16 protein-coding genes are annotated in these 18,667 nt (G+C 70.4%); 6 read left to right on the top strand and 10 right to left on the bottom strand.

Annotated features, from left to right (window positions below; translation table 11 throughout):
• Positions 1-106 precede the first annotated feature (106 nt).
• The 5 genes from MPPM_RS11825 to MPPM_RS11805 all read left to right on the top strand — a co-directional run bounded on the left by MPPM_RS11825 (position 107) and on the right by MPPM_RS11805 (position 6,765).
• A complete protein-coding gene (locus MPPM_RS11825; RefSeq protein WP_096485234.1) occupies positions 107-1,306 on the top strand; it encodes a divergent polysaccharide deacetylase family protein in 1,200 nt (399 codons plus the stop codon).
• Between the two features lie 313 nt (positions 1,307-1,619).
• Positions 1,620-3,308 (top strand): methyl-accepting chemotaxis protein, encoded by a 1,689-nt coding sequence (locus MPPM_RS11820; protein ID WP_096485233.1) that lies wholly within the window; start codon positions 1,620-1,622, stop codon positions 3,306-3,308.
• Positions 3,309-3,461: 153 nt separating this feature from the next.
• Entirely contained in the window at positions 3,462-4,046 is a 585-nt protein-coding gene (locus MPPM_RS11815) for an RNA pyrophosphohydrolase (protein ID WP_096485232.1), read from the top strand.
• A 27-nt stretch (positions 4,047-4,073) separates the two neighbouring features.
• Positions 4,074-4,730, top strand: coding sequence for a DUF2939 domain-containing protein (locus tag MPPM_RS11810; protein WP_096485231.1), 657 nt, complete (start codon positions 4,074-4,076; stop codon positions 4,728-4,730).
• A gap of 94 nt (positions 4,731-4,824) precedes the next feature.
• Entirely contained in the window at positions 4,825-6,765 is a 1,941-nt protein-coding gene (locus MPPM_RS11805) for a potassium transporter Kup (protein ID WP_096485230.1), read from the top strand.
• A 4-nt stretch (positions 6,766-6,769) separates the two neighbouring features.
• On the opposite strand, the gene MPPM_RS11800 is transcribed toward MPPM_RS11805, so the two are convergent.
• Both MPPM_RS11800 and MPPM_RS11795 read right to left on the bottom strand, forming a co-directional pair.
• Positions 6,770-7,075 carry a hypothetical protein gene (locus MPPM_RS11800; protein ID WP_096485229.1) on the bottom strand — a complete coding sequence of 102 codons (306 nt, stop codon included), beginning with the start codon at positions 7,073-7,075 and terminating at the stop codon, positions 6,770-6,772.
• Between the two features lie 210 nt (positions 7,076-7,285).
• Positions 7,286-8,077 (bottom strand): hypothetical protein, encoded by a 792-nt coding sequence (locus tag MPPM_RS11795; protein WP_096485228.1) that lies wholly within the window; start codon positions 8,075-8,077, stop codon positions 7,286-7,288.
• 109 nt (positions 8,078-8,186) lie between these two features.
• On the opposite strand from MPPM_RS11795, the gene MPPM_RS11790 reads away from it, so the two are divergent.
• Positions 8,187-8,834 (top strand): Pr6Pr family membrane protein, encoded by a 648-nt coding sequence (locus MPPM_RS11790; protein WP_096485227.1) that lies wholly within the window; start codon positions 8,187-8,189, stop codon positions 8,832-8,834.
• Here the strand turns inward: MPPM_RS11790 and MPPM_RS11785 are convergent.
• The 8 genes from MPPM_RS11785 to MPPM_RS11750 form a co-directional block, all read right to left on the bottom strand.
• Entirely contained in the window at positions 8,815-9,543 is a 729-nt protein-coding gene (locus MPPM_RS11785; protein ID WP_096485226.1) for a pseudouridine synthase, read from the bottom strand. The two genes, MPPM_RS11790 and MPPM_RS11785, sit on opposite strands and share 20 nt — an antisense overlap.
• A complete protein-coding gene (locus MPPM_RS11780; protein ID WP_096485225.1) occupies positions 9,540-10,466 on the bottom strand; it encodes a class I SAM-dependent methyltransferase in 927 nt (308 codons plus the stop codon). The genes MPPM_RS11785 and MPPM_RS11780 overlap by 4 nt, the downstream gene beginning before the upstream one ends.
• Before the next feature lie 196 nt (positions 10,467-10,662).
• Positions 10,663-11,565: a GTPase Era gene (gene era, locus MPPM_RS11775; protein WP_096485224.1), complete on the bottom strand. Its 903-nt coding sequence runs from the start codon at positions 11,563-11,565 to the stop codon at positions 10,663-10,665.
• Between the two features lie 137 nt (positions 11,566-11,702).
• Positions 11,703-12,473, bottom strand: coding sequence for a ribonuclease III (rnc, locus tag MPPM_RS11770; protein ID WP_096485223.1), 771 nt, complete (start codon positions 12,471-12,473; stop codon positions 11,703-11,705).
• A 61-nt stretch (positions 12,474-12,534) separates the two neighbouring features.
• Positions 12,535-13,341: a signal peptidase I gene (gene lepB, locus MPPM_RS11765; protein WP_096485222.1), complete on the bottom strand. Its 807-nt coding sequence runs from the start codon at positions 13,339-13,341 to the stop codon at positions 12,535-12,537.
• A gap of 130 nt (positions 13,342-13,471) precedes the next feature.
• A complete protein-coding gene (gene acpS / locus MPPM_RS11760) occupies positions 13,472-13,882 on the bottom strand; it encodes a holo-ACP synthase (protein WP_096485221.1) in 411 nt (136 codons plus the stop codon).
• A complete protein-coding gene (locus MPPM_RS11755) occupies positions 13,879-14,628 on the bottom strand; it encodes a pyridoxine 5'-phosphate synthase (RefSeq protein WP_096485220.1) in 750 nt (249 codons plus the stop codon). Before MPPM_RS11755 ends, acpS begins: the two co-directional genes overlap by 4 nt.
• A 215-nt stretch (positions 14,629-14,843) precedes the next feature.
• Positions 14,844-18,488 (bottom strand): autotransporter domain-containing protein, encoded by a 3,645-nt coding sequence (locus MPPM_RS11750; RefSeq protein WP_244573543.1) that lies wholly within the window; start codon positions 18,486-18,488, stop codon positions 14,844-14,846.
• Positions 18,489-18,667 lie beyond the last annotated feature (179 nt).

Below are 18,667 nucleotides of genomic sequence, written 5' to 3'. Positions count from 1 at the left end.
TAACCATGACGGCCCGCAATGCCGGTTCAGACCGGGATTGCGGGCCGTTTCTCGTTGAAGGCCGTGCCCGGTCGTCCGAACATGCGCCAGCAGGGCGGGACGGCGGGTGAGCGACGCGGCCGACGACATCCTGACGAAGCCCCTCGGAGTCGCGAATAAAGCGTCCCGTGCGCGCTTCGCGCGAAGCCCCTCTGCGGGCGCGATCGCCGGTACCGGGCTTCTGACGCTCGCTCTGCTCGCCGGCGGCCTTGCCCTGACCGGCGACCCCCGTGGCGGCGAACCTCGCGCGCAGGCGGCCATCGACATCCGTGAGGCCCCGACGCCCCGCGTGGCCGAAGCGGCACCCTCTGTTCCGAAGGGTCCGGCGCAGTCGGCGAGCGAGGTCGAGCAGGCATCCGGCGTCACCGTGTTCCGCCCAGACGGCTCGGCAGCCCCCGACGCGCCGGTGATCATCCGCGTCCCGAACGCCACCCAGGTGAAGCTCGCGCCGGCGCCCGATCCGCGCCTGAGCGAGCGCGGGCGCCACGGCCCGCTGCCCCGCCTCGGCGAGGGTCGGCTCCGCCCCCTCGACGTCTATGCCCGTCCGGAAGAGCCCGGCACCGGGCCGCGCATCGCCGTCCTCGTCTCCGGTCTCGGCATCGGCGAGAACGCGACCCTCGGCGCCATCGCCCGGCTTCCCGCCGCGATGAGCCTCGCGCTCTCGCCCTACGGCGGCGATCTGGAAAAGACGGCCGCCCGCGCTCGCGAGGCCGGCCACGAGATCCTGCTGCAGCTGCCGATGGAGCCGTTCGACTATCCCGACAGCGATCCCGGTCCGCAGACGCTCCTGGCCTCCGCCCGCCCGGGCGAGAACCTCGACCGGGCGGCCTGGGCGATGAGCCGGTTTCCCGGCTTCGTCGGCGCCGTGAACTTCATGGGTGCCAAACTGATGAGCGAGCCCGGCGCCCTGGAGCCGGTTCTGAAGGATCTCTCCGCCCGCGGCCTCGGCTTCGTCGACGACGGTTCGGCCGCCGGCTCGAAGGTTGCGGAGGTCGCGGCCAAGACGAAGCTGCCGACGGCCCGCGCCGAGATCGTGATCGACGCCGTTGCCCGACCGGACGCGATCGACGCGGAACTCGCCCGCCTTGAGACGCTGGCCCGGCAGAAGGGTTTCGTCCTCGCCTCCGCCAGCACCTCGCCGCTGACCATCGACCGCCTGTCGCGCTGGTCGCGGGATCTGGAAACACGGGGCATCCGGCTCGTGCCCGTCAGCGCGATCCTGCGCCGTCCCGGCGGCGTCGCCAAGCTGTCGAGCGCCGCGCCCTGACCAGCGCCCGGACGCTTTCCGCATCACGGCACGCTGGTATCGATGAGCAGGGCCGGAGCGGCAACACGCCGCTCAGTCCGTTGCCTCGGCCGATCGCGCGCCGGCGCTGACGTCTCCACCGTCAAATGACGAGCCGATCCCGTCCAAGCGATCATTTGTTCGTTTTCGCCCGGCCTAAATCGGTCGCTCCATTTTAATCCGCTCGCCATGAGCGAAATCTGATCAGCAGTTTGTGATCCAGTAAGCGTTTTTGGGCCAGGGTTTTGCCACTCGCCCAATAAGTGTGCGCGAGCCACTCCTGTCGGGGTCTACCGTGTCACTTCAATCGCTTCCCATTCGCAGCAAGCTGATCGCCTCGTTCACTGTACTGACGGTCCTCCTCGTCGGTCTGGGCGTACTCGGCCTCATCGGAACCCAGACGATGCGTGACCAAGCGCTCGACATCGAGCGCAATTGGCTGCCCAGCGTGCGCCTGCTCGGCGAGATCGACACGGCAGCGGCGCGGATGAACACCGTGATGCTGCGGCACACGCAGGCGACCGACCCGCAGATGGTGTCCTCGATGGACAAGGACTTCGAGCGCTTCGGCAAGCTGATCGACGACAAGCGGGCGGCCTACGAGCGCCTGATCGCGAATGCCGAGGAGCGGTCGCTCTACGACGCCTACGTGCGCGACGCCGCCACCTTCGAGACAGAGCGGCGGTTCGTGATGGACCTGTCGCGTCAGGGCCGGAAGGCGGATGCCTTCGCCTATTACGAGTCCAAGGGCCTCGTGCCGCGCCGGGCAATGTCGAATTCGCTGGAGAAGCTGGTCGCCTTCAACAACGAGGGCGCTGCCCGTGCGATGGAGAAGGGTGAAACCATCTACCAGCGGATCTGGACGGTCAGCCTCGCCGTGCTTGCCCTCGGCGTCGCCCTCTCGATCTTGCTCGCCGTCCTGATCATCCGCGGCGTCACCCGCGGCATCGCCTCGGTGGTGCGGCCGATGCAGGCCCTGGCCGCTGGCGACCTCTCGGTCACGATCCCGCACCAGGGGCAGCGGACCGAGATCGGCTCGATCGCCGACGCGGTGCAGATCTTCAAGGATGGTCTGCTCCGGATGCGCAGCCTCGAAGAGGAGAGTGCGGCGGCCCGCGCCGGTGCGGAGGCGCAGCGCAAGGCGGCGATGCGCGAGATGGCCGAACGGTTCGAAGGTGCGGTCGGCGGCGTCGTCAGCCTCGTCTCGTCCGCCGCTTCCCAGTTGCAGGCCTCGGCCCACGGCATGACCGGCGCCGCGACCCGCACCGCCAGCCAGTCGGTGAGCGTGGCGGCTGCAGCCGAGGAGGCGGCCACCAACGTCAACACCGTCGCCGCAGCGGCCGAGGAACTGGGCGCCTCGGTGCAGGAGATCAGCCGGCAGGTCAGCGGCTCTTCGAGCCTCGCTCAGGCCGCGGTCGGAGAGGCGGCGCAGACGGCGGCCCACGTCCGGGCGCTGAATGCGGCGGTCGCCAAGATCGGCGACGTCGTCACCATGATCACGACAATTGCCGGGCAGACCAACCTGCTCGCGCTCAACGCCACGATCGAGGCCGCCCGCGCCGGCGAGGCCGGCCGTGGCTTCGCGGTGGTCGCCGCCGAGGTGAAGGAGCTCGCCAACCAGACGGCGCGGGCAACCGAGGAAATCTCCGGCCAGATCGGCCGGATCCAGGAGACCACGGGCCACGCGGTCTCGGCCATCGGCAGCATCACGGGGCGCATCGAGGAGATCAGCTCGGTTGCGGCCTCGATCGCCGCGGCGGTGGAGCAGCAGGGCGCGGCAACGCAGGAGATCGTGCGCAACGTCGCCCAGGCAGCCATGGGCGCGGGCGAGGTGACGAGCAACATCTCGGGCGTGGCGCAGGCGGCCGAGGAGGCGGGCGCGACCGCCGCCCAAGTGCTCGCCGCCTCGTCCGAGCTGTCGCGTCAGTCCGCGCATCTCAGCAGCGAGGTCGACCGCTTCCTGGCGAACGTGCGCGCCGCCTGACCGATCGCGGGAAAGGGTGAGAAGCGGGCGGGCGCGGCCGAGGCCGGGCCCGCCTTCGTTCTACGGCCGCAGATGGATGGCAGGTCGGCGTTGCCCGCACCGGTTCGGCCTCCTATGGTCGCGCCGCCAGCAAAAGCCCGCCCGTAGCCCGCGATGACCCGCTCCAACGACGATCTCCTGCGCCTGCCGGAAGGCAGCGCGCTGCCCTACCGTCCCTGCGTGGGCGTTGCCCTGTTCAACCGCGACGGCCGGGTGTTCATCGGGCGGCGCAAGCGCGAGGCGGGCCCCGAGCACGTCGACGGCGATCTCGCGTGGCAAATGCCGCAGGGCGGGATCGACGAGGGGGAGGAGCCCCTCGCCGCGGCTTTGCGCGAGCTCCACGAAGAGACCAATGTGCCGGCCGACGCCGTCACGCTGCTCGGCGAGACCCGCGACTGGCTCGCCTACGACCTGCCGCCGGAGGTCATGAAGCGGGCCTGGAAGGGCCGCTATCGCGGCCAGCGCCAGAAATGGTTCGCCTTCGGCCTGACCGGCAGCGAGGCGGTGATCGACGTGGACGCACCCGGCGGCGGTCGCCACAAGCCCGAATTTGAGGCGTGGCGCTGGGAGCGGCTGGAGGCCCTGCCGGATCTCATCATCACCTTCAAGCGCCCGGTCTACGAGGGCGTCGTCGCGGCCTTCTCCGGCCTGACCGGCTGGAACGGCGCCGAGAAAGACGCCGCGGGCGATCCGGCATGACGCATCCGCGCATCCGCGGCTGATCCGATGCGGTGGTGGCTCGTTCCTCTTTTCGCGGTGCTCGCGTGGTTCGCCTACACGCTGACGCCGTTCTGGTCGCTCTACGGTTTCGCCGCGGCGGTGCAGGCGGGCGACGCTGCGGCCGTCGAGCAGCGGATCAACTTCCGCACGCTGCGGCTCTCGCTGGCCCGGCAGATCAGCGCCGCGGTGAAGGCCGACAGCAACGCCCTCGATCCGCGCGAGCGGCAGCGCATCGCCGACGCGGCGGCGGCGGTGGCGCTGCCGGTCATGGAATCGGCGCTGACGCCGCAGGCAGTGATCGACCTCCTCGACGACGGCTGGCCCCAGGGCGCCGACCTCGCCGCGCCGACCAACCGGCATGAGCGGCGCGACGGCCTGCGCATCCCCGACCTCAAACGGCTCCTGCGCTACTATCTCTCCTCCGACATGCGCGGCTTCCGCTCGGTGGTGATCGCCGTGCCGCCCGATCATCCCCGGCACGAACAGTTCCGCATCCGCCTGCGCCTGCGCGACTGGGGCTGGCGCCTCGTCGATATCGAGCTGTCCGACGACCTGCGCCGCCGCATCGCCGAGAAGGCCGCCGCCGCCGCCGTCCGCCTGCGCGACGCGCGCCCCAGCTCGGACAAGGCGCCCGCCGAAGCGCCCGCTCCCCGCGAGCCCTGACAGCAGCCATCAATTCTCAAAGAGACGCCCTGGACGCCGGCCACGCTCTCCATAGCTGAGCCGCCACGATCGGCCCCGCTTCCGGAGCGCTGTCTTGAGCCAGGACGCTGCACACACCTCCGGAGCCGGGGATTCGGGAGGAGCCGAGGATTCGGGCCCCGGCCGCCGGCTCGGCGCGGGGCTGCTCGTCGCCACCCTCGGCGTCGTCTACGGCGATATCGGCACGAGCCCGCTCTACGCCCTCAAGGAAGCGGTGCGCGCCGCAAGCCCGGGCGGTGAGCCCTCCGCCGTGGCGGTGACCGGCGCGGTCTCGCTGATCCTGTGGGCTCTGATTCTCGTCGTCGCGCTGAAATACGCGGTGCTGATCCTGCGCGCCGACAACCGCGGCGAGGGCGGCATCGTGGCGATGCTGGCGCTGCTCGGCGCCCGCCACGCGCAGCCCGGCTCGCGGCAGGCGCTGCTGCTCGTCATCGGCCTCGTCGGCGCCGCCCTGCTCTACGGCGACGGCGCGATCACGCCGGCGATTTCGGTCCTCTCGGCGGTGGAGGGCCTGCGGGTCGATGCTCCCGGTCTCGACCGCTTCATCGTGCCGATCGCGCTGGTGATCCTCGTCGGCCTGTTCCTCGTGCAGCGCCGGGGCGCCGCCTTCATCGGACGGATCTTCGGCCCGGTGATGCTGGTGTGGTTTCTCGTGCTCGCCGGGCTCGGCCTCGGCGGCATCGTCCAGGCGCCGCAGATCCTCAGCGCGATCAATCCGCTGCGCGCGGTCGAGTTCACGGCCCATGCCGGCCTGCATGTCGGCTTCGCGATGCTGGGCGCGGCCTTCCTCGCGGTCACCGGCGGCGAGGCGATGTACGCCGATCTCGGCCATTTCGGCGCGCGGGCGATCCGCGTCGCGTGGTTCGCCCTCGTCCTGCCGGCGCTGGTGATCCACTATTTCGGGCAGGGCGCGATCCTGCTCGTCGACCCTTCCGCCGCCGAGAACCCGTTCTACCGGCTCGCACCGGGCCCGCTGCACTACCCGCTGATCGGGCTGGCGACGCTCGCCGCCGTCATCGCCTCGCAGGCGGTGATCTCGGGGGTGTTCTCGCTGACCCGGCAATCGATCCAGCTCGGCTTCCTGCCGCCGCTGCGCATCGTCCACACCGCCCCCGACGAGAGTGGCCAGATCTACGTGCCTCTCGTGAACTGGCTGCTCGCCGCAGCGACGCTGTCAGCGGTTCTGATCTTCCGCTCCTCCGACGCGCTGGCCGGCGCCTACGGCATCGCCGTGTCGCTGCTGATGGCGATCACGACGCTGCTCGCCGGCCTCGTCGCCCGCAAATGGGGCTACGGCCTGCCCGTCGTGCTCGCGGTCAACGGCTTCTTCCTCGTGATCGACCTGATCTTCCTCTCCGCCAACAGCGTGAAGCTGTTCGAGGGCGGCTGGTTTCCGCTGCTGCTCGCCGGGATCATCGCCTTCCTGATGCTGACCTGGCGCAAGGGCAATGCCTGCATGGAACAGGCCCGCATCGCCCTGCGTCCGCCCGAGGCGCAGTTCCTGGAGGGCCTGCGCCGGGAGCCGCCCACCACCCTGCCGGGCGCGGCCGCCTTCCTGTCCTCGGCGACCGAGGGCATCCCGCTGCCGATGATGCGCTTCGTCGAGCGCCTGGGCGCCTTGCACGCCCGAGTGGTGATCGTGACCGCTTTGTTCGAGGAGACGCCGACGGTGCCGCGCGACGAGCGGGCGCGCGTCACCGAGATCACCCCCGACATACGCCGCGTCGTGCTGCGTTACGGCTTCATGCAATCGGCCTCGATCCCCGAGGGGCTCGACTGCGCCGTCCATGCCGGCCTGCTGCCGAAGGAATTTACGGAGGATCTGACCGTCTTCGTCGGCCACGAGACGATCATCCCCGTCTCCGACCGGCGCGGCATGTCGGACTGGCGCGAGGCGGTCTTCGCGGTGATGCAGAACAACGCCGAGCGCACCGGCGCCCATTTCTGCGTGCCGGCCCGTCAGGTGATCGAGATCGGCACCGAGATCGAGATCTGAGCGGCTACTCGTCCCCCTGCCCCTTGCCGGTCATCCGGAGTTGCGAGGCGACGCATTCGCGCATCGCGTCCTCGATCTTCGCCTTCTGAGCGTTGGGATAGCCGGCCACGTCGTCGATGCATTTCACGAAATAGCCCGCGGTGAAGCTCTCGTTGACCGAGACGAACGACTTGCCGAAGCGGGTCGCGAGCTGGAGCCGGTCGATGGCCGAGCTTTGCTTCCAGGCTTCCAGCGTATCCGTCATCGACAGGGCGCTGGCGGCGCCAGGGACGAGAGCCATGGCGAGGAACAGGGCGGAGACGCGGCGCATGGTGCAAGATCCTCCCGAGGGCGTTTTCTGGTTTTTCCGCGCACATCTTCCGAACAATCCCTCCCGGCGAGACTGTCGAGAGGATCGATTCAGATGATGTCGCCCCATAAACCGTTCCGATCCTTCAGACAGCCGAACGTCGAGACTGTTCTTCTTATTTTGCTCTGAGAGTCCCGCGGGTTTCCGCCGCGCCGGACGCGGCCGGCCCAACTACGGGCGCCAGTTCGAAAAGCCCGCGACGCGGTGGATCAGGCGGCGGTTGCGGGCCATCTCGCCGAAGGGAGCAAGCTCCCAGCTCCAGGCCGATTCAGGGTTTCCGAGCCTCACGCCGTAGAGGAGGTCGTGCCGGGCGTGAACCTGCTCCTGCCGGTCCTCCTCGATCTCGTCGAGGTCGGTGACGAGGCAGACCCGCGCCGTGAGACCGGCCAGGGCATCGAGATGACCCTCGATGATCCGCCGGCCGAAGGCGTCGCCGTCGTTCGGGGTCCACGGCCCGAGGGGACGGCGCGACGCCTCCAGCCGCTCGACTGGGCGGATCGGCAGTTGCGAGAGGAGGTTGGCCGAGATGACGAGGCCGGTCTCCGGCGCGGCGCAGACCGATGGCAGGCCGGGGTCGAGATCGCGCGCCGCGCCCGTCATCAGCGCCATCGCGCCGCTGAGATCCGCCGTTAGCGCCTCGACATTGGGAAAGGCCCGGATCGCGCGCCGCGCCGGCCGGAGATGGACGGCATCGACCAGCACCACCCGCCGGAAGGCGCCGGCGAGATCCGCCAGCGGCACGTCGAGCAGGAGGCCGGAGCCCAGCACCACGGCGGTGTCGCGCCGCTCCACCCCCGCGATGGCCGCGCGCATCACCGCCCGGCTCGCCTCGAGATGCGGCGCCCAGGCCCGGCGGCAGCGGCGGGCGCGGGACATCAGCCAGATGCTGTCGCGCAGGTAGCCGAGCCGGCGCTGGGCCCGCGGGGCGGGCGTGGTCAGGAGATGCAGGAGGTCGAGCAGCACGGGCGTGGCCGTCCGGCACGGGCCCCGGCCTGTCAAGCGGTCCGCGTCATGCCATGGTCGCGATGGGCGGCCAGAACGCTTAGCCCTCCCCGCCTCGGACGCTCGCCCCATGGAATCCCGAAGCGCCCGCCTCGCCGCCGCCCTGATCGCGCTCTGTGCCGTCATCGGCGTCGGGTTCGGCTTTTCCGCCGTGTTCGGCCGGACCGGCTCGGTGCCGCTCGCGGCCTGGATCATGGTCACCTACTTCACCAACCTGACCGGGCTCCTCGTCTTCGTGGTGTTCGGCGGAATCGCGCTTCGGGTGCCGGCCCTGGCCCAGCCCCGGCTCGTCGCGATGGCATTGCTTGCCACCCTCCTTGTTGGCCTCGTGCAGCGGCTGCTGCTCTACGGGCTCAGGACGCTCCGCGGCGGCGACCTCATCGGCGACATCCTGCTTCATCAGGCGCTGCCGGTGCTGGTGCCGCTGTTCTGGCTCGTCTTCGTGCCGAAGGGGCGCCTCGCGCTCCGCGACCTCGCGCTGTTCGCGAGCTATCCGCTGGCCTACCTCGCCTACACGCTGGTGCGCGGCGCCTACGATGCCCGCTATCCCTATCCGTTCCTCGATGTCGGCAAGATCGGCTGGGGACCGGTCGCGACCTATGCCGGGGCGATCGCGGCGGCGTTCCTCGGCGTCGGCTGGGTGCTGGTGCGCCTCGACCACCGCATCGCGCGGCGCCGGGCCGTCGGTGGAGACGCTGCTAGCCCGCGAACACCGTAGCGATCTCGCCCGGCCCCAGGATCCGGAACTCCCCCGCCGGCAGGTCGGCGGGAAGCGCCAGACCGCCGACGCGGTCGCGGTGGAGCGCGTCGACGTGGTTGCCGAGCGCGGCGAACATGCGCCGGACCTGATGGTAGCGGCCCTCGTGCAGGGTGACCGTGCAGTGGGTCGGGTCGTCGGCCTCCATCTCCACCGGCAGGAGCGGCTTGTCCTCGCCTTCCAGCATCATCTCGCCCGAGGCGAGGATCGCGGCCTCGTCGCCCTGGAGCGGGCGGGCCAGGGTCACCCGGTAGCGCTTGGACACCTTGGCCTTGGGCGCGATGATCCGATGCAGCAGCGCGCCGTCATCGGTCATCAGCAGCAGGCCCGAGGTCTCCTTGTCGAGGCGCCCGACGGTGGAGAGCGCCGGATCGCGCCGCCGCCAGCGCTCGGGCAGCAGGCTGTAGACCAGCGGCCCCGCCTCCTTGTGCGAGCAGGTGACGCCGAGCGGCTTGTGCAGCATCAGGCACACGCCCGGCAGCGGATCGAGCGCCTCACCCTGCACCGTCATCCGGTCGGAGAGATCGAGATCGAGGGGAATGCGCTGCGAGGCGTCCCGCAGGGCCTGTCCGTCGAGGCGGACGAGGCCGGCGCGGGCCAAACCCTCGACCTCCCGGCGCGAGCCGTAGCCGAGATTGGCCAGCAGCCGGTCGAGGCGGACGGCTTTCACTTGCGCGCCTCGAACAGCTTGTAGCCGCCTTCGGTGACGGTCGGCGTGACGCTGCGGAAGGCGGCGCGCAGGGGCGCCTCGTAGGGCAGGTGGGCGTTGGCGACGAGAAGGAGCGTCCCGCCCGGCCGCAGGGCCGCCGCCGCGCGGGCGATGAAGGCCTGTCCCAGCGCCTGATCCTCGGCGCCGCCGTCGTGGAAGGGCGGGTTCGAGACGACGAAGTCGAGGCCCGAGAGAGCGGGCTCCGCGCCGCGCAGGTCGGCCCAGTGCAGGCTGGCGCGCGCATCGCCGACATTGCGCCGGGCCATCGCGACCGCGCGGCGATCGATGTCGATCAGTGCGAGCGCGGCGACCTTCTCCGATTTCAGCACCGCCCGCGCCAGGATGCCGAGACCGCAGCCGAAATCGGCGCCGCGCCCCGCGAGCGGCGGCATGTGGCGCAGCAGCAGGGCGGTGCCGGGATCGAGCCGGTCCCAGGAGAAGATCCCGGGCTGGGTGCAGAGCGCGAGGTTGTCGATATGGCGCGGGGCGCCGGCCTCGACCGCCGCCTCGATGCCCGAGGGCGAATCGGGCCGCGTCGCGCTGCAGATGCGATGGTGACGGCGCGGCTCGTCGGTCACGGCGCAGCCGAAGCCGCGCAGTTCCTTGGCGAGCCGCGTGCCACCCTTGTCCTTGGGCGCCAGGGCCACCAGCCGCCCACCGGGCCTGACGGCCCGGATCGCCAGTGCCAGGGCGTAGCGCCGCTCCACCGTGCCGGGCGGCGCCAGCAGCAGGGCGGCCTCCAGGCTCGCCTCGGCCATGTCCTCCAGCGGCGCCGAGCCGGGGATCAGCGGCGAGACCTGGGCGGCACGGTCGGGCATGGCCGCGAGGTCGGCGGGGGGGAGGCCGTAGAGGATGGCCCGCATGTCAGGGTCGGTGTGGGGCATGAGGGTTGGCAATGGGAGAGGCTCGAAGCGCCGGAAGCGTCATCCGCCCCTCCGCCTCATCCTGAGGTGCGAAGCGGAGCGAAGCCTCGAAGGATCCTCCAGGGATCGCGCGGGATCTGGAGGATCCTTCGAGGCCCGCTCACGCGGGCACCTCAGGATGAGGGCGTGGGTAGGATGCCGTGCGCTGTAAGATCGGTCAGCCGGTCGGGAATTCGAGACCCATCTCGCGATAGCGCGCGGGATCGTCGGCCCAGTTCTCGCGGACCTTCACGTGCAGGAACAGGTGCACCTTGGCCTCGGCCACCTCGGCGATCTCGATCCGGGCCGCCTGCCCGATCGCCTTGATGGTCTGGCCGCCCTTGCCGAGCACGATCGAGCGCTGGCTCTCGCGCTCGACGAAGATCGTCTGCTCGATCCGCACCGAGCCGTCGGGCCGCACCTGCCACTGGTCGGTCTCGACGGTGGAACGGTAGGGCAGCTCCTCGTGGAGCCGGTCGTAGATCTTCTCGCGGGTGATCTCGGCGGCGAGCATGCGCAGCGGCGCGTCCGAGATCTGGTCCTCCGGGTAGAGCCAGGGCCCGGGCGGCATCCGCGCGGCGAGCGCCTTGCGCAGGTCGGCGACGCCGTCGCCGTTGAGCGCCGAGATCAGGAAGGTGTCCTCGAACGGCACCATCGCGTTGAGCTTGGCCACCAGCTCCAGCAGGCGCTCGCGGGCGATCAGGTCGATCTTGTTGAGGATCAGGATCTTGGGCCGCTTCACCTCGGGCAGGCGGCGCAGGATGGTCTCGACCTCCTCGTCGGCGCCCTTGCGGGCATCGATCAGCAGGCAGACCGCGTCGGCATCGGCCGCGCCGCTCCAGGCGGAATGCACCATCGCCCGGTCGAGGCGGCGCTTCGGCGCGAAGATGCCGGGGGTGTCCACCAGCACGACCTGCGCGTCGCCCTCCATGACGATGCCGCGCACCAGCGCCCGCGTCGTCTGCACCTTTCGCGAGACGATCGAGACCTTGGCGCCGACGAGCGCGTTGAGCAGGGTCGATTTGCCGGCATTCGGCACGCCGATCAGCGCGACGAAGCCCGCGCGCGTGTCTTGGGGCATGTCTTGGGGCACGTCTTGGGGCACGTCTTGGGGCACGTCTTGGTGCGCCGCTCGGGGCGTCGTCCCTCCCGACGCCGTCTCACTGGGGAGCGCGTCGTCGCCGTCCCGATCATCCGGCTCGTGCTCAGACATCCGACCTAACCACCTGATCCATCTTGTCCCTGCGTCCCGCCGATATTCTCGCGGGCGAGCACGGCCTGGGCCGCCTCCTGCTCCGCCACGCGCTTGGACGCGCCCTCGCCGTATCCCGGTTCAATGCCCTCGACCCGAACCGCGATCCGAAAGACCGGGGCATGATCGGGACCTAAGCGCTCCACCACCTCGTAGACGGGGATCGCGAGGCTGCGCGCCATCGCCCATTCCTGCAAGGCCGATTTCGCGTCGCGCCCGCGCGGCGCCGCGGTTTCCTCACCGGGGCGGAAGCTGCGCTGCACGATGGCCCGCGTCGCCTCGTAGCCGGCATCGAGGAAGACCGCGCCGAGAATCGCCTCGCAGACATCGGCCAGGATGGTCTGGTTGCGCCGCCCGCCGGTCTGGATCTCGCCGGGACCGAGATTGAGATGCGGCCCGACCTCCCAGGCCTCGGCCACCGCGGCGCAGGTCTCGCGCCGCACGAGCCCGGCCAGCCGCCGCGACAGCTCGCCCTCCTCCGCATCCGGCAGCGACTTGTAGAGCGTCTCGGCTACCGCGAGCCCGAGAACCCGGTCACCCAGAAATTCGAGGCGCTGGTAGCTGCCGACCCGGCCCGAGGCGCCGGCCTTGCTGACATGGGTGAGCGCCAGGGGCAGCAGGGTCGGGTCGGTGAAGACGTGGCCGATCCGCGCCTCCAGCACGGCGAGGCTCGGCCGCGGACGGTGCGCGCGCCGGGCGCGACTGGAGCGTCCGGCGCCTTCGCCGGCCTCGCTCATCGCCGCCCGCCCCGGGGGCGAACGGCGGATCGTCCCGTCGCTGACACGTTAATCGAAGAAATCAGTGAATGGTTGAGAAGATGCGGCTCCAGCGCACGTCGGCCGGCCAGCGCCAGATCTGCCAGGCGGGGGTGCGCTCGTCGATGGAGAAGAAGATCATCTCGGCGCGGCCGACGAAATTCTCGAAGGGCACGTAGCCGACGCTGGCGAGGTCGCGGGAGTCGGTGGAGTTGTCGCGGTTGTCGCCCATCATGAAGAAGTGGCCGGCCGGCACCGTGTAGACCTCGGTGTTGTCCCAGAAGCCGCGGTCACCGTCGCGCTCGATTACCCGGTGGGTCACGCCGCCGGGCAGCGTTTCCATGTATTGCGGCACCTTCACCACCTGGTCGAAGGCGTCCAGCGTCTCGTAATCGGCGATGCGCTCGCGCTTGACCGGCTTGCCGTTGATGTTGAGCACGCCCTCGACCACCTGGATCTTGTCGCCGGGCAGGCCGATCACCCGCTTGATGTAGTCGGTGGCGTTGTCCTTCGGCAGCTTGAACACGGCGATGTCGCCGCGCTTCGGCTCGGCGGCCCAGACCCGGCCATGCGCCTGGAACGGCAGGTACTCGGAGAGGGGCAGCGAGTATTTCGAGTAGCCGTAGGTGTATTTCGAGACGAACAGGTAGTCGCCGATCAGCAGCGTCGGGATCAGCGAGCCCGAGGGGATATTGAAGGGCTGGAACAGCAGCGTGCGCACCACGAGCGCGATCAGCAGCGCCTGGACGCCGACCTTCACGGTTTCCCGGATGCTCGCCCAGGTTCCGGGCTCGGCCGTCCGGATCTCCGTCTTGCCCTCGCGATCCACGCGCGCGCGTCCTATGCTCATGAGTGATCCAGCCTTCGGCCCCGCCGTCATGTCGGCAGCCGCGTCCCACGTGGCGGTGGCTGTCCTGCTGGGCGGCGGGTCTAGACTATGCCGCGCCGCCCCGCAACGCGGCGCACGAATGAATACAAACCTATGATGCCGCTGCGGCGGGCACCGCCTCGATGATGACGAAGGCCTGCGCCAGGGGCGGTTCGTCCGTGAGGGTCAGGTGCAGCCGCGCCTCGTGGCCCGGGGGCACCATACGGGCGAGGTGTTCCTGCGCACCTCCGGAAAGGCGCAGGGTCGGCTGCCCGCTGGCGAGATTGACCACTTCCATGTCCCGCCAGAACACGCCCTGGCTCATTCCGGTGCCGAGCGCCTTGGCGCAGGCCTCCTTGGCGGCGAAGCGTCGGGCGTAGGAGGGGCCGCGGGCGGCGCGGCGGTCGCATTTCGCCCGCTCGCCGTCGGTGAAGACGCGGTGCGTGAACCGGTCGCCGAAGCGCTCCAGCGAGTTTTCGATGCGCCGGATGTCGCAGAGATCGGTGCCGATGCCGAGGATCACGGTTCGACCTGCCGCCGCGCCCGGTCCATCGCCGCGCGCATGTCGTGGACCGCTTGGCGCAGTCCGACGAAGATCGCCTCGGCGATCAGCGCGTGGCCGATGTTGAGTTCGCGGATCTGCGGCAGGGCCGCCACCGGGCCGACGCTCTCGACGGTGAGGCCGTGGCCGGCATGGATCTCCAGGCCGAGCCCGGCGCCGTGGGCGGCGGCCCGCACGATGCGGCCGAGTTCGTGCGCGATTTTTTTCTCGTCGCCCTCGATCACCGCTTCGCAATAGGAGCCGGTATGCAGCTCGACCACGGGCGCGCGCAGGGCGTGGGCGGCCTCCATCACCGCCTCGTCGGGCTCGACGAAGAGCGAGACGCGGATGCCCGCCTCCGCCAGGGTGGCGATACGAGGGCCGAGATGCGCGCGGCCGGCGATGATGTCGAGGCCGCCCTCGGTGGTGCGCTCCTCGCGCTTCTCCGGGACGAGGCAGGCGGCGTGCGGCCGGGTGGCGAGCGCGATGCCGACCATCTCGTCGGTCGCCGCCATCTCAAGGTTGAGCGGCACCGGCAGCGCCCGCAGGGCGGCGATGTCGGCGTCGCGGATATGGCGGCGATCCTCGCGCAGATGCGCGGTGATGCCGTCGGCGCCGGCCGCCACGGCCTCGCGGGCGGCGCGCACCGGATCGGGCGAGACCCCGCCGCGGGCGTTGCGGACGGTGGCGACGTGATCGATGTTCACGCCCAGGCGCATGGACGACACGGGATGGCTTTCCGACGCTCGATGGGGATCGGGGTTGCCGGTGTAGCGGCTGCGGCCGGGGGTTGGAAGCACCCGCAGCGCACGGCCTGGGGCCGCGGCATGCGGGTCCAGCGGAGCCGTCGAATCAGCCGCCAGGTGCTCTTCGAGACCGGGTTACGCTCGGCCCCTCAGCATCGGGAACGACGGGTGCCCGATCCGCTCAGCCCAACAGGCTCTCAGAACCGCCAGGTGAAGTTGCCCTTGACGGCGTGGTCCTGAACCCGCTCGCCGACCTGGCCGGTATAGGCCACGCCCAGCGTCGCGTTCAGGGCGACCTGCAGGTCGAGCCCGGCCTCAGCCACCAGCGCATCGCGGGCGATCGGGATGCCGGCGCTCAGGAAGGTCGGGCCGTTGCCGAAGGACAGGAGGGCGGTGGGCACCACGTCGCCGAAGGCGCGGCGATAGCCGACCAGACCGCGCGCGGAGACCGGCGCCCCGAGATCGAGGCCCAGCAGGGTCTGCGCACGCAGGCCGGCGGTGACCGCGCCGACGTCGTAGTCGCGGGCGAAGCTCGTCAGCGCCGCGACGCCGCCGCTCTCGACGAAGCGGTCGCGTCCGATCGCGACGTAGGAGCCGCCGAGGAACGGCTCGATGTAGCTCAGGCTCGCCTGGACCGGCGCCGGTCCGTCCTTCGACAGGAGCGGGGCCGGAGCGCCGTCACCGAGGAAGAAGCGGTAGCCGATCTCGCCGAAGCCCTGGATCGTCGCGCCGCCGGTGCGGGCGCTCGCCGAGTCGGACAGGCCGGCAAAGGCGATGGTGCGGCGGGTGCGGATGGTGTTGTCGGCGTAGGTCGCACCGAGCCGCAGTGAGACCGGTCCGAGCTCGTAGCCGCCGTAGACGCCGCCAAAGGCGCTCTCGATCGTGCCGGATTGCAGGCGACCGGTCGTGTCGAGGCTGCCGGCGGTGTAGCCGCCTGCGACGCCGAGCTTGATCCCGTTCTCCAGCCGGATGTCGGCACCGAGGGCGAAGCCCGAGATCTGCTGGCTGAACCCGGCGGCGTTGCCGTCCGAGCGGGCCTCGCCGAAGCTGCCGAAGCCCTGTCCCCACAGGCCGAAGACGGTGGGGTCGAGGATGCGGGCCGGCATCGCCACCGCCGGGGTGGCGCGGCCCGGCAGGTCGGCGGTGTAGGCCGCCGGCAGGCTGCCGTAGTTCAGGCCGTTGGCGGTGCCGGGGGTGGTGCCCCAGCGCAGCCGGTCGAGGATCGCCTCGCGCACGAAGAAGGCGGTGGCGTAGGCCGTCGAGACCGTGCTGGCATGCACGTCGCCCGAGAGCGCTTGGAAGGCGCCCTGCGCCTGCGACGTCGTGAGGCCGACGGTGTGCTGGTAGGGCGCGGTGCCCGCGCCGCCGGCCTGGATCGCGTCCGCGACCCCGGCCTGGTTGCGGTTGCGCGCCACGGTCGAGAAGGCGATGTCGTTGCGGGTCAGGTTCAGGTCGACGGCGTTCGCCGAGTAGATCAGGGTCGGGGTGAGGAAGGCGAGGTTGGCGGTGACGCCCGCGAACTGGCCCGTCACGCCGCCGCCGGCGGTGAGGATGGTGGTGCGGGTGCGCGGATCGTAAGTGCCGTTGGCCGCACTGACCTGAACGGTGCCGTTGAGGCTGGCGCTGCCGCCCGCCGCGATCCGGTCGGACTGCCCGGCGGCATTCGCTTCGACCGCGTAGACGGAGTTGGCGGCGAAGGTCACGTTGCCGGCGACATTCAGGGTGCCAATGGAGTTGCCCGGCGCCACGGTGGCGCCGGAGGCCGCGACCACGCCGCCGACGGTGCCGTTGCCGCCGAGGCTGGCGCCGGACCCGACCGTGACGGTCGAGCCGGCGAGGCTGCCGTTCACCGCGAGCCGGCCCTCGGCGACGCCGGTGGCGCCGGTGAAGGAGCTGGTGCCGGTGAGATTGAGCGTGCCGGCGCCGCTCTTCGTCAGGATGCCGGAGCCCGAGATCGGATTGGCCATGGCCGCGTCGCTGGCCTGATCGAGGATCAGGCTGCCATTGTCGACGATGGCGCCCGAACCGAAGCTCGCGGTCGAGCCGACGAGGGTTCCCCCCGCCACCGTCGTCCCGCCGGTATAGGTGTTGCGGCCGGTGAGGATCAGCGTGCCGCTGCCTGCCTTGGTCAGGCTCCCGCTGCCGGCGATGTCGTTCTTCCAGGTGTCGAGGGCGCGGTAGCCCCCCTGCGACGCATCCATCGTGACGGTGACGGGGCCGTTGAAGGCGGCGTAGCCGTCCATGGCGGCGTAGAGGTTGAGCCGTCCCCAGCCGTCATAGGTATTGCCGCTCAGGAGCGGGTAGCCCGAGGGCAGCCCGGTCGTCGCCAGGATCTCCCGGCGCTGCGTGTCGGACAGGTAGGGGAAGCGGGTCAGCAGCAGCACCTGCGCCTGGACCGGCACCTCCGCTGCCGTCATCGGCACGCTCGGCCCGGTCGGCTGGAAGCCGTAGGTCAGGCGCGCCGTATAGTCGGCCTTGTTCTGCGCGGCATTGGCGAAGGCGTCGGCGGCGCCCGATGCCGCGGAGGCCGCAAGGCAGCCGCCCACGCTCGACGCGCCGCAGCTCGCCGCGAGATAGGCCTGGGTCTGCCGGTAGGCCTGGAAGACGGCGTAGGCTCTCGTATTGGCCGGGTTCGTCCAATCGACCGCGTTGCCCTGCGCGTCGTAGAGCGCACCGTAGATGTTGGTCGCGACGATCGCCGCGGACTGCATCCGGCCGCCCATCACGTCGAAGGGCGAGTGCATGCCGGCGAGGATCCGGTTGTTTCCGAGTTCGGCGGCCCGGGTGAGCAATTCCTGGAAGCGCTGCGGCACGAGGAAGCCGACGCCGAGGCTCTGGAGATAGCCGGAATTGGTGTGCCCGCTCGGATAACCGCCATCCGCGTAGGCGTTGGTGCCGTTGATCCGCTGGAAGAGCAGAGTCGGCACGTTCACGCTCGTCGAGACGCGGTAGGGGCGCGGCGAGGTGCCGATCCCCGGGACGTACTCACCCACCCCGAAGGTCGTCGGCGTGAAGGTGCCGGCCGCATCGTAGGATCCGACGTTCGGCGCGGTGAGGGGGCGCCCGCCATTGGCGTCGATCATCGCCTGGGTGACGGTGAAGCCCTTCACCCAGCGGTCCGTGGTCCCGTAGACCGCCGGAACCGGGAAGTTCGCGAGGTCGGTCGGCACGACGAATCCCGCCGTGTCGCGCACCGAGAGGCCCCGCTTGTTCGTCGCGGCGCTGTAATCGTTGAACCGGGCATCGAGCGGATCGATGGCCGGGTTCGTCCCCTGATAGCGGCCGAAGACGCGTTTGGACGGCTCGGTGGAGGCGTTGCCCCGGGCGACGTTGTCGATGAAGTCGACAGCGGCTGCGAGCGGCGTGGCGGTGCCGTTGCCGAAGGTCGTCACACCCGCGCTGGCGCTGGAGCCGAGATTGATGTTGGCGGCGTAATCCGCGAGCTTCGTGGTCGCGTAGCTGGTCGGCGTCAGGCTGTTCGGCCGGGTGCCGGAGAAGGTCGCACCCGCTCCCGTGAGATAGGCGGAGGTCAGCGGCCCGAGCCCGTTCAGGATGCCGTAGGCCTGCGAGGTGCGATCGTCACGGATCGCCCCGAACGTCTGATCCGCCGTCCGATTCTGAGTCATCGTTATGACGGTCTGGTAGTTCTGCGTCATCGCCGCGGGATTGCCGGTCATCAGCCCGACATAGCTGTCGAGAACGCGCGGGATGACGGTTCCCGTGCTGGCAGACGTGCTGTTCGTGAATCCGACGCCCGGTGAGGTCGGAATCTGCTGGGCCGTTGCGCAGAGCGGCACTAGGCCGGTCGAGGCGAGCAGAAATGAGAGGAGATGCTTCGTCATGACCCACCTGCGGCCTTGTCGCCGGCCTTCGCTTACGGCCTAGCTTGGACAAGCAACAGGAAGATGACTTATGTCATACAACTTCTGATATATTTGTAGAATTCTTCAATCGTGCGCCGCATCTGGTAGAGCAGTCGACGAGGAGCACGATTCCGGCTCGCGGCGGGACGCCGGGACCG

It is taken from the genome of Methylorubrum populi, from assembly GCF_002355515.1.
Taxonomy (GTDB): domain Bacteria; phylum Pseudomonadota; class Alphaproteobacteria; order Rhizobiales; family Beijerinckiaceae; genus Methylobacterium; species Methylobacterium populi_A.
Note: the sequence above shows the minus strand (reverse complement) of the source record. Positions and strands in the feature narration are given on the sequence as shown.